Origin of the sequence: Cyanobium sp. Lug-B (assembly GCF_024345635.1) — a bacterium.
In the GTDB taxonomy this organism is placed as follows: domain Bacteria; phylum Cyanobacteriota; class Cyanobacteriia; order PCC-6307; family Cyanobiaceae; genus Cyanobium; species Cyanobium minutissimum.
In genome coordinates this window covers 1-17,797 of record NZ_JAGQBM010000063.1, presented here as the reverse complement: position 1 = coordinate 17,797, position 17,797 = coordinate 1, and the positions used below count along the sequence as shown (strand labels likewise).

Annotated in this window: 17 protein-coding genes and 1 pseudogene; 8 read left to right on the top strand and 10 right to left on the bottom strand. The window is 70.5% G+C overall.

Going from position 1 to position 17,797, the window contains the following annotated elements:
* The 3 genes and pseudogenes from KBY81_RS13600 to KBY81_RS13590 all read left to right on the top strand — a co-directional run.
* Positions 1 to 181, top strand: a pseudogene (locus KBY81_RS13600) (hypothetical protein); the annotation flags it as partial.
* Positions 182 to 223: 42 nt separating this feature from the next.
* Positions 224 to 616, top strand: coding sequence for a LexA family transcriptional regulator (locus KBY81_RS13595; RefSeq protein ID WP_254971190.1), 393 nt, complete (start codon positions 224 to 226; stop codon positions 614 to 616).
* Positions 595 to 1,875 carry a Y-family DNA polymerase gene (locus tag KBY81_RS13590; protein WP_106219907.1) on the top strand — a complete coding sequence of 427 codons (1,281 nt, stop codon included), beginning with the start codon at positions 595 to 597 and terminating at the stop codon, positions 1,873 to 1,875. The genes KBY81_RS13595 and KBY81_RS13590 overlap by 22 nt, the downstream gene beginning before the upstream one ends.
* A gap of 5 nt (positions 1,876 to 1,880) precedes the next feature.
* Here the strand turns inward: KBY81_RS13590 and KBY81_RS13585 are convergent, their stop codons facing one another.
* Entirely contained in the window at positions 1,881 to 2,879 is a 999-nt protein-coding gene (locus KBY81_RS13585; protein ID WP_254976765.1) for a sensor domain-containing diguanylate cyclase, read from the bottom strand.
* A gap of 58 nt (positions 2,880 to 2,937) precedes the next feature.
* Positions 2,938 to 5,022: a DNA primase gene (dnaG, locus tag KBY81_RS13580; protein ID WP_254976764.1), complete on the bottom strand. Its 2,085-nt coding sequence runs from the start codon at positions 5,020 to 5,022 to the stop codon at positions 2,938 to 2,940.
* A 148-nt stretch (positions 5,023 to 5,170) separates the two neighbouring features.
* On the opposite strand from dnaG, the gene KBY81_RS13575 reads away from it, so the two are divergent.
* Complete coding sequence (locus KBY81_RS13575) at positions 5,171 to 6,076, top strand: DMT family transporter (RefSeq protein ID WP_219903900.1); 906 nt, start codon at positions 5,171 to 5,173, stop codon at positions 6,074 to 6,076.
* Positions 6,077 to 6,174: 98 nt separating this feature from the next.
* A complete protein-coding gene (locus KBY81_RS13570; RefSeq protein ID WP_254971184.1) occupies positions 6,175 to 7,488 on the top strand; it encodes a cation:proton antiporter in 1,314 nt (437 codons plus the stop codon).
* On the opposite strand, the gene KBY81_RS13565 is transcribed toward KBY81_RS13570, so the two are convergent.
* Entirely contained in the window at positions 7,477 to 7,956 is a 480-nt protein-coding gene (locus KBY81_RS13565) for a hypothetical protein (protein WP_106219903.1), read from the bottom strand. The genes KBY81_RS13570 and KBY81_RS13565 overlap by 12 nt on opposite strands.
* Positions 7,957 to 7,978: 22 nt before the next feature.
* On the opposite strand from KBY81_RS13565, the gene ruvA reads away from it, so the two are divergent.
* The 3 genes from ruvA to KBY81_RS13550 all read left to right on the top strand — a co-directional run bounded on the left by ruvA (position 7,979) and on the right by KBY81_RS13550 (position 9,409).
* Positions 7,979 to 8,629 (top strand): Holliday junction branch migration protein RuvA, encoded by a 651-nt coding sequence (ruvA, locus tag KBY81_RS13560; protein WP_106219902.1) that lies wholly within the window; start codon positions 7,979 to 7,981, stop codon positions 8,627 to 8,629.
* A 77-nt stretch (positions 8,630 to 8,706) separates the two neighbouring features.
* Positions 8,707 to 8,976 carry a 30S ribosomal protein S15 gene (gene rpsO / locus KBY81_RS13555; RefSeq protein ID WP_015108092.1) on the top strand — a complete coding sequence of 90 codons (270 nt, stop codon included), beginning with the start codon at positions 8,707 to 8,709 and terminating at the stop codon, positions 8,974 to 8,976.
* Positions 8,977 to 8,986: 10 nt separating this feature from the next.
* Positions 8,987 to 9,409, top strand: coding sequence for a PAM68 family protein (locus KBY81_RS13550; RefSeq protein WP_254976763.1), 423 nt, complete (start codon positions 8,987 to 8,989; stop codon positions 9,407 to 9,409).
* Here the strand turns inward: KBY81_RS13550 and KBY81_RS13545 are convergent.
* From KBY81_RS13545 to rlmB, 7 genes are all read right to left on the bottom strand, one after another.
* Positions 9,389 to 12,916, bottom strand: a complete 3,528-nt coding sequence (locus KBY81_RS13545; RefSeq protein ID WP_254976766.1) for a DNA polymerase III subunit alpha — start codon at positions 12,914 to 12,916, stop codon at positions 9,389 to 9,391. The genes KBY81_RS13550 and KBY81_RS13545 overlap by 21 nt on opposite strands.
* A gap of 129 nt (positions 12,917 to 13,045) precedes the next feature.
* Positions 13,046 to 13,537, bottom strand: a complete 492-nt coding sequence (locus KBY81_RS13540) for a hypothetical protein (RefSeq protein ID WP_106219900.1) — start codon at positions 13,535 to 13,537, stop codon at positions 13,046 to 13,048.
* A gap of 123 nt (positions 13,538 to 13,660) precedes the next feature.
* A complete protein-coding gene (locus KBY81_RS13535) occupies positions 13,661 to 14,113 on the bottom strand; it encodes a hypothetical protein (protein ID WP_254976762.1) in 453 nt (150 codons plus the stop codon).
* Positions 14,114 to 14,512: a nuclear transport factor 2 family protein gene (locus tag KBY81_RS13530; protein WP_254976761.1), complete on the bottom strand. Its 399-nt coding sequence runs from the start codon at positions 14,510 to 14,512 to the stop codon at positions 14,114 to 14,116.
* 77 nt (positions 14,513 to 14,589) lie between these two features.
* Positions 14,590 to 16,062, bottom strand: a complete 1,473-nt coding sequence (gene gatA / locus KBY81_RS13525) for an Asp-tRNA(Asn)/Glu-tRNA(Gln) amidotransferase subunit GatA (protein WP_254976760.1) — start codon at positions 16,060 to 16,062, stop codon at positions 14,590 to 14,592.
* A 44-nt stretch (positions 16,063 to 16,106) separates the two neighbouring features.
* Entirely contained in the window at positions 16,107 to 16,358 is a 252-nt protein-coding gene (locus KBY81_RS13520; protein WP_190541154.1) for a DUF1816 domain-containing protein, read from the bottom strand.
* Positions 16,359 to 16,421: 63 nt separating this feature from the next.
* A partial coding sequence (rlmB, locus tag KBY81_RS13515; RefSeq protein ID WP_254976759.1) for a 23S rRNA (guanosine(2251)-2'-O)-methyltransferase RlmB occupies positions 16,422 to 17,797 on the bottom strand: 1,376 nt, incomplete at its 5' end.

Genomic DNA, 17,797 nt, shown 5'->3' with positions numbered 1-17,797 from the left:
CGCTGCCCGAAGCGGCGAGCCGGGCAGGGAGCCCACCGGCGCCGACGCCTCCCCCGGGGCCGCCCCCCGGCGACCCGCCCCGACCCTCCGGAACGGGGCGAAGCGGCGGCTCCCGGCCGACGACACCGAGCGGGAGCTCTACACCGCCTTCCAGCAGCTGCTGCTCGAGGACGGGGACTGACCAGTACATCCGTACTAGAGTGAGGCCTGCCGCCCGGGGCCCGTGCCCGATCACCACCCCGATCCCCACCACCCCGCCATCCCTCCCGGCCCCGGGGTCGACCTCAACGCCCAGCTGAACCTCCACCCCGACCGCAGCCTGCTGCTGCGCGTCTGCGGCGACTCGATGGTCGGGGCCGGCATCCGCCACGGTGATCTGTTGGTCGTGGATCGGGGGGTCGCTCCCCGCTCCGGCCGCATCGTGGTGGCCCTGCTGGAGGGGGGGTTCACCCTCAAGCGCCTGGTCCGCCGGGGGCCGCACTGGTGGCTGGAGGCGGCCAACCCCGCCTACCCGCCCCTGGCCCTCGGCGGCAGCGACGACGACCGCCTCTGGGGCGTGGCCCTGCACGTGATCCGTTCGCTGCCGGGAGGCCGATGGCCCAGGCCACAGTCCTGATCGACGGCAACAACTTCTACGCTTCCTGCGAGGCGGCCCTCGATCCCGCCGTGATCGGCAAGCCCCTGGTGGTGCTCTCCAACAACGACGGCTGCATCGTCTCCCGCAGCGCCGAGGCCCGCGCCATGGGCATTCCCATGGGCACCCCCTGGTTCCAGGTGCGCCACGACCTGGAACGCCGCGGCGTGGTGGTGCGCAGTTCCAACTACGGCCTCTACGCCGACATGAGCCAGCGGCTGATGGCCAGCCTTGAGGCCTGGGTGGAGGAGCTGGAGGTCTATTCCATCGACGAGGCCTTCGGCCGCCTGCACCGCCCCCCCGGCGACGGCGACCTCACCGCCTGGGGGCGGGACCTGCGCCGCCAGGTGCGCCGCCAGCTGGGTCTGCCGGTGGCGGTGGGCATCGCCCCCACCAAGGTGCTGGCCAAGATCGCCAACCGCATCGCCAAGCGCGACCCCTCCCATGGCGGTGTGTTCGATCTGGGCCAGGCGGGGGATCCGGACCCCTGGCTCGAGACCATCGCCATCGAGGACGTCTGGGGCATCGGCCGCCAGCTGTCCCGCTGGTGCCGGCTGCGGGGCATCGCCAACGCCCGGGCCCTGCGCGACAGGCCGAGCGGCGAACTGCGGCATCGCTGCGGCGTTGTGGGGGTGCGTCTGCAGCAGGAGCTGCGCGGCCACAGCTGCCTGCCCCTGGTGGCGGTGCCGCCGGCGAAGCAGGAAACCTGCGTCAGCCGCAGCTTCAGCGAGCCGGTCACCAGCCTCGAGGGCCTGCGGCAGGCGATCGCCACCTACCTCAGCCGGGCCGGTGAGAAGCTGCGCCGCCAGGGGCAGCGGGCGGGCAGCGTCACGGTGTTCGTGCGCAGCAGCCCCTTCAACGGCACCCGCTTCTACGCCAACGCCGCCACCGCCCGTCTGCCGCTGCCCAGCAACGACACCGCCGTGCTGCTCGCCGCCGCCCTGCCCCTGGCCGAGCGGCTGTTCCGGCCCCACAAGCCACTGCAGAAGGCGGGGGTGCTGCTGCAGGATCTGCAGCCGGTGGAACTGCTGCAGCACCATCTGCTGGTGCCGCTGCCCCCCGAGCAGCAGCGGCGGCGCGAGGCCCTGATGGCCGCCATCGACGGCCTCAACCGCCGTTACGGCAGCGGCACGGTGCAGTGGGCCGCCTGCGGCCTGCGGCCCCGCTGGACGATGCGCCGCTCGCGCCTGTCGAGGGCGGCCACCACCCGCCTGAGCGATGTGCCGGTGGTGCGGGCCTGAGGCCCTCAGGGGCCGTCGAAGAGGCTGGCGACCTGGTCACGGCCGTTGCCCTTGGCCAGCGCGAGGGCCCGCTCGGCCCGCAGGATCAGCTCGGGGAAGCCGTGATCCTGGGGGGCCAGGCCGGTGAGGCCGCCACTGATGTGCAGGCGGAAGTCGGAATGGGTGTGCACGCCGGGCATGTGGGTGACGGCGGTGCGGAGGGCCTCCGCCAGGGCCATCGCCTGGTCGGCGGCGATGCCCACCAGCAGCAGGGCGAACGCTCCATCGCCGACGCGGGCGGCGAAGTCCTGCTCCTGCAGGAAGGTGCGGGCCAGCTGGACCAGATCGGCCAGCACCCGGTCACCGGCGGCGTGGCCCCAGCGGTTGTTGATCAGCCGCAGATTGTCGACATCGAAGAGCAGCAGCGACAGGGGTTGGTGGTCGCGGCGGGCACGGGCGAACTCCCGCTCGCCGATGGTCAGGAAGGTGTGGCGGGTGGGCAGGCCGGTGACCGGGCAGAGGTGGGCGAGACGCCGCAGCTCCAGCTCCCGCATGGCCAGCTGGGCCAGACGGTGCAGCAGCTCGCGCTGCTCCGGGCTGATGTCCCGGGGCTCCCGGTCGATGACGCAGAGCGTGCCGAGGTTGTGGCCCTCCGGCGTCTGCAGCGGCGCGCCGGCATAGAAGCGGATGTGGGGATCGGCGAAGACCAGGGGGTTGCTGCGGAAGCGCTCGTCGGCGCGGGCATCGGGCACCACCATCACCTCGTCATGGACGATGGCGTGGGCGCAGAAGGCCATCTCACGGGGGGTTTCGCGCACATCAAGCCCCCGGCTGGCCAGGAACCACTGCCGGTCGGCCTCCACCAGGGACAGGGCCACGATCGGGGTCCGGAAGAGGGCGGCGGTCAGGTCCAGGATCCGCTCGAAGTGCTCGTCGCTCTCGGCCGCGAGGAGGCCGTAGCGCTCCAGATCGCGGAGCCGCTGGTCCTCATCGGGGGGGACGGGAAAGGCCGGATATGACGCCATGGGACCTTGCCTCCACCAAAACTGTAGGCAGATCGGCTGGCGGCGAGCGAGTCCGGTGTCAGGCGGCCGGGGCCGTGAGGGTCTCCTCGTAGCCGGCGCGGCGGCCGTCATCCAGCTGATTCAGGTAGCGGCGTTCGGCGTAGTAGGCCTCCTGGAAGCGCAGGGCGTCGCCGTTGAGCGCGTCAAAGAGGTCATGGATGCGGGTCTCCATGTCGAGGCCGGCGCCGGCCGCCGGGGGGGCGACCGCCGGCGGGGGCGTGTCACGTTCCTCCTCCAGCAGCCGGGCGATGCACTGCTCGAGGGTCTGGAGGCGCTGGCTCGACCAGGCATCGAGCAGGTGACGGCAGCGGCGCAGCACCCGCTGGCGCTCCAGCGACGCCGTGGCCCCCCGCAGCTGCAGCGGTGGGTGGGCCAGGGCCAGCCGCTGCACCTCACTGGGCTCCAGCAGGGGGGTGAGGCGGCCCAGCAGGGCGCTCTGCTCCACCAGCAGCCGGTCGCCCAGCAGGCGGGGCAGGTCGAGGTCGGCCAGGTCCAGGCCGGGGTCGGTGCCCCGGTTGATGGCCTCGAGCCGGCCGGCCCCCAGGTTGTCCTCCTCCAGCTCACCGATGGCGGCCCAGAGCTGGCGGTGGTGCTGGAGGGCGAAATCATCGAGCTCCCGGCGCCGCAGCTCGGCGCGGATGACGCCGCGCCAGGCCGGGCAGTGCAGATAGAGGCGCAGGATCTCCGCCTCGGCCCGCTCCCGGTGGCCCACCTCCCCGGGCTGCTCCCATTTCGCCGAGCGGCCATGCCAGCGCTGGCCCTTGACCTGCTGGCGCAGGTCCTCCTCCAGCTGGATGGCCAGCCGGGCCTGGCCGCCCGAGAGGCGCTCCGCCACCTGCTGCAGGTAGTGGCTGCGCACGGCCGACTGGGGCAGCTTGCCCAGCAGCTGCACCAGTCCGGAGACGGCCTGCTGGAACTGGTCGGCGCGGGCCAGATCCTTGCCATCGAGCACCTGCTCGATCTGCCAGTCGAGCCAGAGGGGGGCCTGGTCCAGCAGGGAGCGGTACTCCCCCGGGCCGTGCTGCTGGAGGAACTCGTCGGGGTCCTTGCCGGCGGGCAGGTGCAGCACCCGCAGTTCCAGCTGGCCCTGCAGCGCCAGCTGCTCCACCTCGCCGATCGCCCGCTGGGCGGCGCGGATGCCCGCCCCGTCGCTGTCGAAGTTGAGGATCAGGCGCCGGCTGTCGCAGCAGCGGCACAGCTGGGTGATCTGGCTGGAGCTGAGGGCCGTGCCGAGGGCGGCCACCGCATTGGTGATGCCCGCGGCGTGCAGGGCGATGACGTCGAAGTAGCCCTCCACCACCACGGCCCGGTCGTCGCGACGGATGGCATCGGCGGCCCGATCCAGCCCGAACAGGTGCTTGCCCTTCTCGAACACCTCCGTTTCCGGGGAGTTGAGGTACTTCGGCTCGGCGCCGTCCAGCCCCCGGCCACCGAAGCCGATCACCCGCCCCTGGCGGTCGCGGATCGGCACCATCACCCGGTCGCGGAAGCGGTCGTAGAAGCCGCCGCCCCCCTTGCGGGCCACCACCAGGCCGGCCGCCTCCAGCAGGTCGGGGCCCAGGCCCTCCACCTGCTGCAGGTGCTGCAGCAGGCCGTCCCAGCCGGCCGGGGCATAGCCCAGCTGGAACGCCTCGAGGGTGGTCTCGCTGAGGCCGCGGGTCTGGCGCAGGTAGGTGAGGGCCGCCGCCCCCTCCGGTGCGCGCAGCTGGCCCTGGAACCAGCCCGCCGCCAGGGCCAGCACCCGGTGCAGCCGGTCGCGGCGGGAGAGCTGCTGGCGCAGGCGTTCCTGCTGGGGACCGTCAAGGGTTTCGACCGGCAGCTGGTACTTGCGGGCCAGATCCAGCACCACTTCGCTGAAGCTGGTGCGCTGCAGCTCCATCAGGAACTTGATGGCGTTGCCGCCGGCCCCGCAGGAGAAGCAGTAATAGAACTGCTTGGCGGGCGACACCGTCATCGACGGCGATTTGTCGTCGTGGAAGGGGCAGATCCCGACGAATTCACGGCCCTTCTTCTTGAGCACCACGTGCTCCCCCACCACGTCGACGATGTCGGCCCGCTCCTTGACGGCCTCGATCGTGCGGGGGTGGAGACGGGGAAGGTTCAAGGGTGCAGGCGCAAGGAGGACAGGCTCCGGAGGCAGGGGTGAAAGGGAAAGGGTGGTGGAACGGCTGCCGGCACCCCCCAGCGGTGGTGGTCGGGCTGGCGCCATTCTGGGGCCTGCCACCACCGCTGGAGATCGCCGGGTGAACCGAATGAGTTCTGCCGACGGCGGCGGCGCCCTCCCGGCCGGGGCCTGGATGGTGCTCAGTGCCCTCGCCTTCAGCCTGATGGTGGTGGGGGTCAAGCAGGTGGGCGAGCGCCTGCCCCTGGCCGAGGTGGTGCTGGCCCGGGCCCTGGTGAGCCTGGCCCTGAGCTACGCCATGGTGCGCCGGATCGGCGTGGATCCCTGGGGGCAGCGCCGGGGGCTGCTGGTGGTGCGGGGGCTGGTGGGCAGTGCCGCCCTGTTCTGCGTCTACGCCGCCGTGGTGCACCTGCCGCTGGCCGCCGCCACGGTGCTCCAGTACCTCTACCCCACCTTCACGGCGCTGCTGGCCTGGCTGCTGCTGGGCGAACGGCTGGGGCGGCGGGTGCTGGCCGCCATGGGGCTGGGCTGGCTGGGGGTGCTGCTGGTGGCCCGGCCCACGGCCGGCGCCCCCCTGCCCGCGACCTGGGTGCTGGTGGCGGTGGCCGGCGCCCTGCTGACCGCCGTGGCCTACGTGAGCGTGCGGCGCCTGGCGGAGAGCGAGCATCCGGCCGTGATCATCCTCTACTTCCCGCTCGTGGCCGTTCCCCTCAGCCTGCCGGCGGTGCTGCTGAATCCGGTGCTGCCCACACCGGCCGAGCTGCTCTGGCTGGTGGCGGTGGGGGTGTTCACCCAGCTGGGTCAGGTGGGTCTCACCCGGGCGCTCACCCAGCTGCCGGCGGCCCGGGCCACGGCCATCAGCTACGTGCAGGTGGGATTCGCCGCCCTCTGGGGCTGGTGGATCTTCGGGGAGCCCATCGATCTGCCGACGGCCGGCGGGGCGGGCCTGATCCTGGTCGCCACCCTGATCGCTCTGCGGCAGCCCCCCGGGGTGGCCGCCGCGATGGAACCGGCGCGGGAGCCGCCCGTACGATGACGCCGCCGGATTGGGTTCCTCCGCTGTACCCGCCACTCCCCATTGGGCTCCATGGCTGGCTGGCCACGGCGGAGGCCGGCCTGAGCCACAGCACCGGGATGAGCCTGCTGCGCCCGGCGATCGCTCCCAGTGTGGTGCCGTTGCCGCTGATGATGGTGACCGTCGGGGGCATCTTTCTCGGCACCCTGGCCATCAGCCGCTTCTCCCTGAAGATCGGCGTCCCGGCCATCCTCGGGGTGCTGCTGTTCGGGCTGCTGATCAACCCCTCGGTCACCCTGTTCAGCCAGGAGACGATCCTGCGGCTGCAGGCCCTGAGTCTGTCGATTCTGCTGTTCAACGCCGGCCTCGAGACCGACATCCGCTCGATCCGCGGCTTCCTCGAGTACGGCATCATCCTGGCGGTGGGCGGGGTGATCCTCTCCAGCCTGCTGCTGGGGGTGATCATCTGGGCCGTGGCCTCCCCCGATGCCGGCGGCGTCGAACTGGGCTTCCAGCAGATGCCGCTGGCGGTGGCCATGCTGATCGCCGCCTGTCTGGGCTCCACCGATGCGGGAGCCACCATGAATGTGCTGCAGTCACTGCAGAAGGCGATCCCGCCGAAGCTGGCGGCCCTGGTGCAGTTCGAATCGGCGGTGAATGATCCCACCGGCATTCTTTTCCTTGGCCTGGTGATCGGTCTGACGAGCGTCGATGGCGGCAGCAGTGGCCACGCCGTGGTGCTGGAGCAGCTGCAGACCTTCCTGCAGAAGATCGGCTCGGGCCTGCTCATCGGGGTGTGCGTGAGCTACATCGGCCGCTTCAGCCTCAACCGGCTGGTGCGGGATCCGAGCCAGCTGCTGATTCTTGGCATCTCCATCGGCCTGATCTCCTATGGCCTGGCGGAGCTGCTGGGGGGGTCCGGCTTCATCAGCGCCTATGTGGCCGGCCTGGTGCTCAGCAACCTTCCCTACAGCAACGAACGGATCACGCCGCAGGCCCTGCAGCAGACCCTGCTGCCGTTCAACACCATGACCGAGATCACCGTGTTCCTGATCTTCGGGCTCAGCGTCCACCCCCGGGCGCTGCTTCCCTCGGTGCCGGAGGGGATCATCGTCGCCATCGCCATGATGCTGGTGGCCCGACCGGTGAGCGTTCTGCTGCTGCAGCGGTTCTCCCCCTTCGATCGGCGCGAGTCCCTGCTGGTGTCCTGGTGCGGTCTGCGCGGTGCCGTTCCCCTCGCCCTCAGTTTCGTGATGGTGGAGGCCATCCCCCGGGTGCGGGGCATCGACCCGGCCAGCGTGCCCAGCCTGGTGAGGAACGCCGGCGGCATCGTCTTCTGCGTCGTGGTGATCAACCTGCTGGTGCAGGGGCTGACCCTGCCGCGGGTGATCCGCTGGCTGCGGCTCGGCGAAGCGGCTCCCTCAGCCCCGTGAGCGCCGGGGCAGGGGGAGGGGGTCGGTGATCCAGTCCTGGCGGCTGCCGTCGCTGCTGCCGCTGGGGCGGGCCAACCGCCAGCTCTCCCCCCTGGGGCCAGGCTGCAGGTAGAGCTCGAAGGGACTGTCGACGCGGATGACGTCCCCCGGCAACCGCCAGTCGAACCGGCCCGTGAGATGCAGGCCGCGGTCCGGCCCGATGGCCACCGCCTCCTGCCCATCGACCCGCACCCGACTCACCTCGGGCAGGCCGTCCGCCTGGAGATCGAGAGCCCGGGCGATGGCCCCCTGGGTGAGCTGGATCTGCAGCGTCAGGGCCTCGAGCAGCACCCCCCTGGGGGGCTGGCCCACCCGGCTGCAGCCCCCCAGGAGCAGCAGCATCGCCAGCAGCATCGCCAGCAGCACCCCCGGCACCGGGGCCGTCGGCGAGGGGAGGCGAGCCGGGGGGCTTGGCAGGAGGGGCAGCATGGGGGCTGACGCACGTCTCACCATGATCGGCTGGCTGCAGGGGCGACTGGCCGAACCATGGCAGCAGGCTCACCGATGCGGGGCGCTGCTGATCTGCCAGGGGGTGGGTTACGAGGTGCAGCTCACCCTGCGCCAGTGGCGCCGCCTGCCGGAAGAGGGCTGCGACCTGGGCCTCCACATCCACCACAGCATCCGCGACGACGGCTGGACCCTCTACGGCTTTCCCGATCGGCAGGAGCGGGACCTGTTCCGGGAGCTGGTGGCCGTGAGCGGCGTGGGCCCCCAGATGGCCCTTGGCCTGCTCGGGGCCCTGGAGGTGCCCGATCTGGTGCGCGCCATCGTCCACGCCGACCTGCGCAGCCTCTGCCTGGCTCCCGGGGTGGGCAAGCGCACGGCCGAACGGCTGTCGGTGGAGCTGCGGGCGCGCCTGCAGGAGCGCTTCGCCGGCCTGGTCGATCCCCTCGAGGACGACGGGGGCCCCGGTGAGACCCCCGACGGCGCCCCTTCGGCCCCCTGCCGTGAGGAGGTGCAGATCACCCTGGTGGCCCTCGGCTACGAGCCCCTGGAAATCCACCGGGCCCTGCGGGCCGTCGCCGCGGGGCTCGACGCCTCCGCCGGCGCCGACGACTGGATCCGGGAAAGTCTGCGCTGGCTGTCCCGCGCCGTGGCCTGAATCGGGCGGCTCCGAGGATGGGCCAACGGGCCGCACGTTAAGGTGTTGGTTTGCACCGTTCGGGCCCCGATCCGCCCATGCCGCTCACCACCACCCAGAAACAGGAACTGATCAATTCCCATCAGGCCCACGGCACCGACACCGGCTCGGTGGAAGTGCAGGTCGCGATGTTGAGCGAGCGGATCCAGCAACTCAGTGGCCACCTGCAGAAGAACATCCACGACTTCTCCTCCCGCCAGGGGTTGCTCAAGATGATCGGCCGCCGCAAGCGCCTGCTCGGCTACCTCCGCGCCCAGAGCGAGACCCGCTACGCCGAACTGATCAAGAAGCTCGGCATCCGCGGCTGAGGACGGTTCCATGGCCCGTCGGCCGAAGCCGAAATCCTTCGGGGCAGATCGTCCCGTACCGACGACCCCGGCCAGGGCGCCCCGCCAGCAGGTGATCCCGGATGCGGTGGCCAACCGCATGGTCCGTCGCATCGCCATTGCCACCGGCACCCCCACGCTGCTGGGCATGGGGGTGTTCGTCGCCAGCTACCTGCTGGTGAGCCGCGGTCTGCTCGATATCCCCCCCGGCCTCACCCTGGTGGGTTCCGGGGCCTTCTTCCTACTCGGCCTGCTGGGCCTGAGCTACGGGGTGCTCTCGGCCAGCTGGGAGCACGGCCCGGGCAGCCTGCTGGGCTTCGAGCAGATCGGCGTGAACATCGGCCGGGTGCGGGCCTCGGTGCGGGCCATGCGCCAGGGCACCTCGGGCTCCGGCTCAGGCAGCTCCCAGGGGTGAGCGCAGCCAGGCCCTGAAGTCGGCCGAGGCGAGGGTCTGCACGGCCGCCGACGCATCGGCGACGCAGAACTGGCCCCCCAGGCGCACGAAGCGCGTTTCGGCCTGGTGCTTCACCAGCGCCACCACCGGCACCTTGACCCCCGCCTCCTCCTGACCGGGGCGATGGCGGGTGAGGCATTCCCGCAAACGGTGCTGAACGGCGATGTCACCGGCCTGCTCGGGGGCCAGCTCCACCATCACCAGCTGCAGGTCCTCGATGCTGCGGCAGTCATCCACGAGCAGCTGCACCCGGTCGTCACGGCGGTCGACACCGGCCCAGAGCAGCAGGCGGGCATCCACCATCAGGTGGTCGGCCAGGCGGGCGTAGCTCTTGGGGAACACCACCGCCTCGCAGGAGCCGGTGAGGTCCTCCAGCTGCAGCACGGCCATGCGGTCCCCCTTGCGGGTGGTCACCTGGCGGATCTCGCTCACCATCACCACCACGCTCACCTTGGCCTTGTCGGCCATCTCCTCGAGGTTGGCCAGGCCGATCGGCGTCAGCAGCCGCACCTGGGACGCCAGCTGGCGCAGGGGGTGGTCGGAGATGTAGAAGCCCAGCAGCTCCTTCTCCAGCTTCAGCTTCTCGGTGGGGGGGTAGTCGGGCACGGGAGCGGCCCTGGGCGGGGCGGGGGCCTCCACGGCGGCGGCGCCCTCGGCAGCCCCCGAGCCGCCGCCGAACAGGTCGAACAGGTTGCCCTGGCCGCTGGCCCGGTCGCGGGCGCGGGAGCTGGCCCAGTCGAGCACCAGATCGAGGTCGGCCATCAGCTGGGCCCGGTTGGCCTTGGGTTCGAGGCCATCGAGGGCACCGCAGTGGATCAGGGACTCGATCGCCCGGCGGTTCAGCTGCTGGCCGGGAATCCGGTCGCAGAGGTCGGCGAGGTGCAGGAAGGGGCCACCGCTGGAACGGGCCTCGATCAGCTGGCGGATGGCGCCATCCCCTAGGTTGCGGACGGCGGAGAGGCCGAAGAGGATCTTCTTGCCCACGGGCGTGAAGTCGATGCCGGAGGCATTGACGTCCGGTGGCATCACCTCGATGCCCATGGCCTGGCAGTTGGCGATGTAGCGCTGCACCTTGTCGGTGGTGCCGGCGTTCACGGTGAGCAGGGCCGCCATGTAGGCCACCGGATGGTGGGCCTTGAGGTAGGCGGTCTGGTAGGTGACGGCGCCGTAGGCGGTGGAGTGGCTCTTGTTGAAGCAGTACTCGGCGAACAGGACCATCTGGTCGAACAGGGCATCGGCAATGGAAGCCTCGACGCCGCGTTCACTGGCGCCGGTGACGAACTGGTGGCGGTGTTTCTGCATCTCCGACACCTTCTTCTTGCCCATCGCCCGCCGTAGCAGATCGGCCTCACCGAGGGAATAGCCCGCCAGATCCTGGGCGATCCGCATGATCTGCTCCTGGTAGACCATGATCCCGTAGGTCTCCTTGAGGATCGGCTCCAGCTTGGCGTGGGCCACATCGATGGCCTCGCGGCCATGCTTGCGGTTGATGAACTTGGGGATCAGGCCCGCATCGAGGGGGCCGGGCCGGTAGAGGGCCAGGATCGAGGAGATGTCCTCCAGGGAGGAGGGTTTGAGATCACGGACGATCTGGCGCATGCCGCTGGATTCGAGCTGGAAGATGCCCTCCAGATCCCCCCGGGCCAGCAGGGCGTAGGTGCCCGGATCGTTGGCCGGCAGGGCGTCGGGATCGAGCCGTTCCCCCTCGGCCAGGGCCACCAGCTCGATCGTCTTCTCGATCATGGTGAGGTTCTTGAGGCCCAGGAAGTCCATCTTCAGCAGGCCCATCGCCTCGACGTCCTCCATGAAGTACTGGGTGATCACCTGGCCGTCGTTGTTGCGCTGCAGGGGCACCAGTTCGTCGAGGGGTTCGGCGGCGATCACCACACCGGCGGCATGGACACCGAAGGTCTTGTTGGTGCCCTCGATGCGGCGGGCCAGGTCGACCCAGTGGCGCACCTTGGGATCGTTCTCGTACTTTTCACGGAATTCCGGCACCGGCGACTCGGCGCCGATCATCTCGGCGAGCTTGGCGGGCTTGCCCCGGGCCACGGGAATCAGCTTGGCCAGCCGGTCGGCTTCTCCGTAGGGGATGTCGAGCACCCGGGCCACGTCCTTGAGCACCGCCTTGGAGGTCATGCGGTTGAAGGTGATGATCTGGGCCACCTTGTCCTCGCCGTAGCGCTGGGTCACGTACTCGATCACCTCACCGCGGCGCTCGATGCAGAAGTCGGTGTCGATGTCCGGCATCGACTTGCGTTCCGGGTTGAGGAAGCGCTCGAACAGCAGGCCGTGCTCCACCGGATCGATGTTGGTGATGCCGAGGGAATAGGCCACCAGGGAACCGGCGGCCGAACCCCGGCCCGGCCCCACCGGGATACCATTCTCGCGGGCGAACTTGATGTAATCCCACACCACCAGGAAGTAGGTGGGGAAGCCCATCTGCTCCATCACCTGCAGCTCGAAGGCCAGCCGCTCCCCGTAGGCCGGATCGATGGCGGCATCGGCCGCGATCCCAAGCCGGTCCCGCAGTCCCTGGTGGCTCACCTCGCTGAGGTAGCTCACCGGCGTGTGGCCCTCGGGGATCGGGAAGCGGGGCATCTGGTAGCGCCCGAGGATGTCGTAGTCCTCCACCTTCTCGGCCACCCGGGCGGTGGTGGCGATGGCGTCGGCGATCACCTCCGGCTCGAGGTGGTCGGCGAAGAGCCGGGCCATCTCCGCCTCGCTCTTGATGTATTCGGTGCCCGTGTAGCGCAGGCGCTTCTCGTCGCTGATCAGCTTGCCGGTAAGCACGCACAGCAGGGCGTCGTGGGCCTCGACGTCGTTGCTGGTGAGGTAGTGGGCGTCGTTGGTGGCGATCAGGGGGATGCCCAGCTCAGCGCCGATCCGGGCCATCTCGACGTTGACGATGCGGTCCTCGAGGCCGCCGTGGTCCTGGATCTCCAGGTAGAAGTCGTCGCCGAACACCTCCCGGTACCAGGCGGCCACCTCGCGGGCCACCTCCGGGCGACCGCGCAGGATCGCCTGGGGAATCTCACCGCCCAGACAGGCGGTGGCCACCATCAGACCTTCGCTGTACTGGCGCAGCAGGGCTTTATCGATGCAGGCCCGCGAGAAGATCCCCCGGCCGCGCATGCCGCGCAGGTGGCTGATGCTGGTGAGCTTGACCAGGTTGCGGTAGCCGACGGCATTCTTGGCCAGCACCACCAGGTGGTAGCGACGCTCCTTCTTCGGCTGCGGATCCTCGATCGAGCCGTTGATCACGTACATCTCGTTGCCGATGATCGGCTTGATGCCCGCCTTGGTGCAGAGCTTCAGCAGCTCGATGGCGCCGTACATCACCCCGTGGTCGGTCAGGGCCAGGGCCGGCATGCCCAGCTCCACGGCCCGCTGGACCATCGCCGGCAGCTGGGAGGCCCCGTCCAGCAGGCTGTAGTCGCTGTGGTTGTGGAGCGGAACGAAGGCCACGGCGTCGGTGGGTATGGCCACCACAGGATGGGGTCAGCCTACCGGGCACCACCAGATCTGGTGGTTCAGGCCAGGTCCGTAATGGCGCTGCGGGCCCGTCCGGGCCTGCAGGGGAGGGCCGGAGGGCGACTATCCGGCCGCCTGGAGGTTGGGGCAGGGCATCGCCCAGAGGGTCTGCAGCTTCAGAGCCTGGTCCGTGTTGCCCTTGGCTGCGAGCTGGTTCAGCGTCAGCTGAATCCGCTCGCAGTCGACCTGCTTTTCGAGTTTGGCGCGCTGGCTCCGGAGCTCCTGAAGCTCCCGTTCCGCCATCTGGCGCCGGGCCTGCTGCTGGCCATCGGCGGCCTGGAGACGGCTCGCCCCTGCGTCCATCTCCCTGAGCTGCAGCTGCAGGGCGGCCTCCCGCCGGGAGGCGGACTCCAATTCGTTCCTGAGGGCCAGCTCGCCTTCCATGCGCTGCATGGACTCCCGATTGGCCTGATCCTGGGCGGCCTGGACCCGGGCCTCGGCCTGGAGCCGCTGCTGGTGCTGGTTGTTGAGGATGGCGACGCCGGCCACCACCAATACCACGGCCGACAGCACGGCCAGCCAGGTCCTGTTCTGCCGATGGGAGAGGTTGTCCATGCCTGTCTCTAATCAGGCAACGAGGCAGCGTTGGCCGATCGATGCGGCGTGCGGCGGATCCGTGGCCGATGGGCTGCAGCCGCCTTCATGGACCCTCAGCCAACCATCCCTTCCCAGGGCTTTCTAGGGAGGCGGCCAGAGGCACGTGCCTGCATCCAGCACATCGGCATCATCCACGAACCGGACGACCGTTCCATCCTTGCGGATGGACTGAAAATCATCAATCAGCGCCCCGACGTTGGTATAGACATAGCGTCCCGCCGATTCTGGGGCGATCGCTTCGATCCACTGGGTTTCGAACTCCGATGGCCGGCCCCCTTCGACCCGCCTGATCTCGGTCACCTTCAACAGTTTCAAGGGGATCGGCGCGCCACGGCCCTGATAGAGAACGTAGGCGCTGGAATCGCTGGTGGAGCGAAGGCCGAACTGAAGTCTCTGAAGTGGTTGCACACCGATGGACCTCAGGCAGCGGACATTGTCCTGACCAGCCCGGACGGGAGAGGCCGCGGCGATCAGGAACAGCAGGACGGCCTGGAAGCCCTTCCTCTGGATCTCCCTGGCGGTTCGCACGATCAATCAGCCTCTTTCGATCGGTTTGGAGACGTGCTGGTGGGCGACCTTCCACTGCCCCTCACGCTTGCGCAGGCAGAACGTGATGCGGACGGTATCGCTGAAGGTCGCTCCGTCCGGGAGTGTTCCGCCGCACGCGAGCAGGCCAAAGGCATACCCCACATCCGCTCCCGCCTCGACAGTGAGATCCTCCAGGTCGAACACCACAGCACCCCGGGCGTCCGGCTGCCAGGACTCCCAGCTGTCCCGGTAGCGCGCCGCTGAGGTGTACCGCAGTGGCGACAGCACATCGAAGATCACCAGATCGTCCTGATGATGGGCGAGAACGTCGTCGTGCCGACCGTCGCGGGTGGCCTCGGCCCACCGATCCAGCACCTTTCGGATTGCCGCTTCGTCCGGGTTCATCGCCGGCGACACCCGATCGAGACCTCCACCTTAAGGGCGTGGCCGGTGGCCCCTTCGAGGGGACGTGTCCCTCCTGCTCAGGCCACCAGCGCCGCCGTGGGCCGGGAATCCATCACCCGAGCCGCCTGCTCGTACTGATGGGCCACCCGCAGCAGCTTGGACTCCTCCAGCACGCCGGTGATCAGCTGCAGGCCGATGGGCAGACCCTGGGCGTCGAAGCCGCAGGGCACGCTGATGGCCGGCAGGCCGGCCAGGTTGGCGGGGATGGTCAGCAGGTCGGCCAGATACATGGCCAGGGGATCGCCGGCGTGGGCGCCGCTGGGGAAGGCGGTGGTGGGGGAGGTGGGGGTCAGCAGCACGTCGACGGTCTCGAAGGCGCGGTCGAAATCGCGGCGGATGAGGGTACGCACCTGCTGGGCCTTGCGGTAGTAGGCATCCACGTAGCCGGCGGAGAGCGCATAGGTGCCGATGAGGATGCGGCGCTGCACCTCCTCGCCGAAGCCCTCGGCCCGGCTGCGGGCGGTCATCGCCGCCAGGCCGTCACTGCCGGGCTCGCCGGGGGCGGCCCGGAAGCCGTACTTGACGCCGTCGTAGCGGGCCAGGTTGGCGGACGCCTCCGAGGGGGCGATCACGTAGTAGGTGGCGATGCCGTCGTTGAAGCGGGGGCAGCTCACGTCCACGAGCTCACAGCCCAGGGCCTCCAGCTGGGCGGCGGCCGCCAGCACCGAGGCCTTCACCGCAGGGTCCAGGCCCTCCTGGTCAAAGCACTCACGGATCAGGCCCACCCGCAGCCCGGCGATGGGCTTCTCCAGATCGGCGGCGTAATCGGGCACCGGCGCCCGCAGACAGGTGGCATCGCGGGGATCCTCCCCGGCGATCACCTGCAGCAGCTCGGCGGCGTCGGCCACGCTGCTACTGAACGGTCCCACCTGGTCCAGTGAACTGGCGAAGGCCACCAGACCCCAGCGGCTCACCCGGCCGTAGGTGGGCTTGAGGCCCACCACCCCGCAGAAGCTGGCGGGCTGGCGGATCGAGCCGCCGGTGTCCGAACCCAGCGAACCGATGCATTCACCGGCGGCCACGGCGGCCGCACTGCCGCCGGAGCTGCCGCCGGGCACCCGATCCGGATTCCAGGGGTTGCGGCTGGCGCCGAAGGCCGAGGTCTCGGTGGAGCTGCCCATGGCGAACTCGTCGAGGTTGGTCTTGCCCAGCAGCACGGCGCCGGCCCGCCAGAGCCGCTCGGTCACCGTGGATTCGTAGGGGGGCACGAAGGTCTCCAGCATGCGGCTGGAGCAGGTCGTGCGGATGCCCTTGGTGCAGAGGTTGTCCTTGATGGCCAGGGGAATGCCGGCCAGGGGGGGCAGGGACTCACCGGCCGCCCGGGCCGCGTCGATCCGATCGGCATCGGCCCGCGCCCGCTCGGCGGTGACCTCCAGAAAGGCGTGCACGGTGGGATCCACCGCCGCGATGCGCGCCAGGTGGCGATCCGTGAGCTCCCGGGCCGACACCTCGCCCCGCCGAAGCTGCTCCCGCCATTCGGCGATGCCCATCCAACCGCTGACCAGCTGCGTTGGACGCTATCAGTCGGCCAGAATCAGTCGGCCAGATCCGGGGATTCGGTGAACGGCTCCCGGCGGCCGGTGCGCAGGCACTGGTGCTCCAGGGACGCCGGTGACTCCGCCCGCAGGTCGTCCAGGAAGGCGGGCAGGGCCTGCTCCAGCGTCCGCCGACGCACGAAGGGCCCGAACCAGTACACCGCATCGGGGGAGCGGGTTTCCACCCGCGCCCACCAGGCCAGGCCCAGCCCATTGGCGATGCCGCGCATGGGCCAGAGCAGTGGGTTCATGGAGGGGAGGAGGAGGCGAGGTGGCCATTCTGGGGGGCGGCTGGGCCACCCCCGCCGGTGGCATCAGAGGCGGATGTCGCCGTCGAAGCCCGGCTGGGGCGATGCCAGGTATGGCAGGGGCTCCAGGGGGTTGGCCTGGGGCTCGGCGAGCGGCGCAGCCGTCGCTTCCGGCAGCACCGGGAGGTCTTCCGGGTCGGGTTCGGCGGCGGTCGGTTCGGCCAGCTCGGCGGCTACCGGTTCGGCCTGAGCCTCCTGGTGGCTCCAGGCTGGGTCGTTGTCACCATCGAGCTCCTCGTCGAGCTCCTCAGCCGCTGCTTCGTCCAGGAACGGGGCATCCAGTTCGGCCATGACCTCCGCGTCCGGGGCAGCTTCCACGTCCGGCATGGCCTCCGTCTCCGGCAGCACCACAGCTTCGGGCCGGGTCTCCGGCTCGGGGTCGGGGGGCGCCGGCATCGAGGGCCGCACGATCCTGGGGGCGGGGGCGGTGCCCGTCAGGCCCCGCATCCAGCCGCGGCGAGCGACTTCGTAGAGCAGCAGCGCCGTGGCCACCGAGGCGTTCAGGCTCGGCGTGGCACCGCGCAGGGGAATGCGCACCAGCTGGTCGCAGGAGCGGCGGGTGAGCAGCGACAGGCCGTCCCCCTCCGATCCGGTGACCACCACCAGGGGCCCCTCCAGGTCCACCTCCTCCAGGCTGACGGTGCCCTCCTCCGCCAGACCCACCACCCGATAGCCCTCCTGCTTGAGGGCGTCGAGGGAGCGGTTGAGGTTGACCACCCGGGCCACGGGCAGGTGCTCGAGGGCGCCGGCCGCCACCTTCGCCACCGAGCCGGTCAGGCCGGCATTGCGGCGCTGGGGCAGGACCATGCCATGGGCCCCCAGGGCTTCGGCGCTGCGGACGATGGCGCCGAGGTTGTGGGGGTCGGTGAGCCCGTCCACTGCGATCAGCAGGGGGGCCTCGCCGATGGTGCGGCAGCCCTCGATCAGGCTGGTCAGGTCGAGGGTCTCGGCGGCGGCGGGCTGCAGCACGATCCCCTGGTGCACGGCACCCCCTGTGAGCTGGCCCAGACGCGCCCAGGTCACTTCTTCCACGAGCACGCCGGAGGCCTTGGCCTCCCGCAGCAGCTGCAGGAACCGGGGGTTGAAGCGCATCTCAGGCGTGCACCACACCCGGTGGATCGGCCGGCCGCTCTCCAGGGTGGCCTGGGTCGTGTGGCGGCCCCAGATCAGGTCGGTGGGGGCGGAGGCGGCGAAGGCCTCCGCCGCGCCACGGAAATCGACATCGGAACCGTCGGACTCCGGCCGCTCGGGGCCGCTGCGGCCCTGGAAGGGGCGCGGAGCGCGGTCAGCGTCCCGGAACAGGGCCGGGCCGCGGCGGGCCGGCCCCGTCCGCGACGGGATGGGACGGCCGCTGGTCGGGCGTCCGGCGCCGGAGCGGCCGG

What these genes read in the sequence shown, in the direction of transcription:
- KBY81_RS13550 (WP_254976763.1), top strand. Translation starts at nt 8,987, where the DNA reads ATGGCCCGTCGGCCGAAGCCGAAATCCTTCGGGGCAGATCGTCCCGTA.
- KBY81_RS13590 (WP_106219907.1), top strand. Translation starts at nt 595, where the DNA reads ATGGCCCAGGCCACAGTCCTGATCGACGGCAACAACTTCTACGCTTCC.
- KBY81_RS13530 (WP_254976761.1), bottom strand. Translation starts at nt 14,512, where the DNA reads ATGAACCCGGACGAAGCGGCAATCCGAAAGGTGCTGGATCGGTGGGCC.
- KBY81_RS13540 (WP_106219900.1), bottom strand. Translation starts at nt 13,537, where the DNA reads ATGGACAACCTCTCCCATCGGCAGAACAGGACCTGGCTGGCCGTGCTG.
- KBY81_RS13585 (WP_254976765.1), bottom strand. Translation starts at nt 2,879, where the DNA reads ATGGCGTCATATCCGGCCTTTCCCGTCCCCCCCGATGAGGACCAGCGG.
- rpsO (WP_015108092.1), top strand. Translation starts at nt 8,707, where the DNA reads ATGCCGCTCACCACCACCCAGAAACAGGAACTGATCAATTCCCATCAG.
- KBY81_RS13520 (WP_190541154.1), bottom strand. Translation starts at nt 16,358, where the DNA reads ATGAACCCACTGCTCTGGCCCATGCGCGGCATCGCCAATGGGCTGGGC.
- ruvA (WP_106219902.1), top strand. Translation starts at nt 7,979, where the DNA reads ATGATCGGCTGGCTGCAGGGGCGACTGGCCGAACCATGGCAGCAGGCT.
- KBY81_RS13575 (WP_219903900.1), top strand. Translation starts at nt 5,171, where the DNA reads ATGAGTTCTGCCGACGGCGGCGGCGCCCTCCCGGCCGGGGCCTGGATG.
- gatA (WP_254976760.1), bottom strand. Translation starts at nt 16,062, where the DNA reads ATGGGCATCGCCGAATGGCGGGAGCAGCTTCGGCGGGGCGAGGTGTCG.
- KBY81_RS13570 (WP_254971184.1), top strand. Translation starts at nt 6,175, where the DNA reads ATGAGCCTGCTGCGCCCGGCGATCGCTCCCAGTGTGGTGCCGTTGCCG.
- KBY81_RS13565 (WP_106219903.1), bottom strand. Translation starts at nt 7,956, where the DNA reads ATGCTGCCCCTCCTGCCAAGCCCCCCGGCTCGCCTCCCCTCGCCGACG.